The organism is Arhodomonas sp. KWT (assembly GCF_010993615.1).
In genome coordinates this window covers 1-1,085 of the sequence record NZ_WNXE01000549.1, presented here as the reverse complement: position 1 = coordinate 1,085, position 1,085 = coordinate 1, and the positions used below count along the sequence as shown (strand labels likewise).

The window sequence follows — 1,085 nt, the reverse complement described above, 5'->3', positions numbered from 1 at the left end:
CCGGAGGCGGAGCGCCACTTCCGCCCCGCGGTGTTCCTGTACGACAACTACCCCGGCGGCGTCGGCCTCTCCGAGCCGCTGTTCGGCCAGCGTCACGCCGTGGCGGCGGATGCGCGGGATCTCGTGGCGGCCTGCGGCTGTGAGCACGGCTGCCCAGGCTGTGTCGGCCCGATCCTCGCCTCGGAGGACCAGCGCGGGTTCTCGCCCCGACAGGCGGCGCTGACCGTGCTCGAGCTGTTCATCGGTGATGAGTCTCCGCGCGCGTCTTGACACCCTCCGGCGCCAGGCCGGCACGGACGACGCCCCCGAGCGCGGGGGCGACGACGCCCTGCGCGAGCGCCTGCGTCGCCTTGACGGCGGCCGTCGGCGCCCGGGTGCGGCGGCGGGGCCGGTGCCGGCGGCGGACGTCGCCGCGTGCGTCGGCGGTGAGGTGGTGGCGGACTCGCTGGTGCGCGTGCGCCAGCGCATCCCGCTGGAGAGCGCGCACGGCCACGTGGCCCTGGGCCGCGTCGGCGACGCCGTCGCGCTGCCCGGCGTGGGGGCGTTCCCCGGCCGCTCCGCGGTGTTCATCGACACCGAGACCAGCGGTCTCGCCGGCGGCACCGGCACGGTGGCCTACCTCGTCGGCCTGGCGCGCCTGGATGGCACGGCGCTGGCGCTGGAGCAGTACCTGATCACGGCGTTCGCTGGCGAGGCGGCCATGCTCGCCGCTGTGCGCGATGCACTGGGCGGCGACGACGTCCTCGTCAGCTACAACGGCAAGTCCTTCGACGCGCCGCTGCTGCGCGACCGTTTCCGCCTGGCCCGGCAGTACCACCCCCTTGAACGGACCGGCCACGCGGACCTCCTGCACCCGGTGCGCCGGCTCTTCCGCCGGACGTGGCCGGACTGCCGGCTCGCCACCGCGGAGGCGCGCCTGCTCGGCTTCCGCCGGGACGACGATCTGCCCGGGAACCAGGCGCCGCTGGTGTGGTCCGAGCTGCTGCATGGCGGAACCACCGAACGGCTGCCGGCGGTGCTGGATCACAACCGTCGGGACCTCCTCTCGCTGGCGGCACTGTGGCCGGTGCTGGGGGAGGTCTTCG

At 75.2% G+C, this 1,085-nt stretch carries 2 protein-coding genes; both read left to right on the top strand.

What is annotated here, in order from left to right; genetic code table 11:
* The coding region (locus G7A99_RS20630; protein WP_163143746.1) for a Zn-binding domain-containing protein at positions 1 to 270 on the top strand (270 nt) is incomplete at its 5' end.
* A partial coding sequence (locus G7A99_RS20625) for a ribonuclease H-like domain-containing protein (RefSeq protein ID WP_163143744.1) occupies positions 248 to 1,085 on the top strand: 838 nt, incomplete at its 3' end. The genes G7A99_RS20630 and G7A99_RS20625, both read left to right, overlap by 23 nt.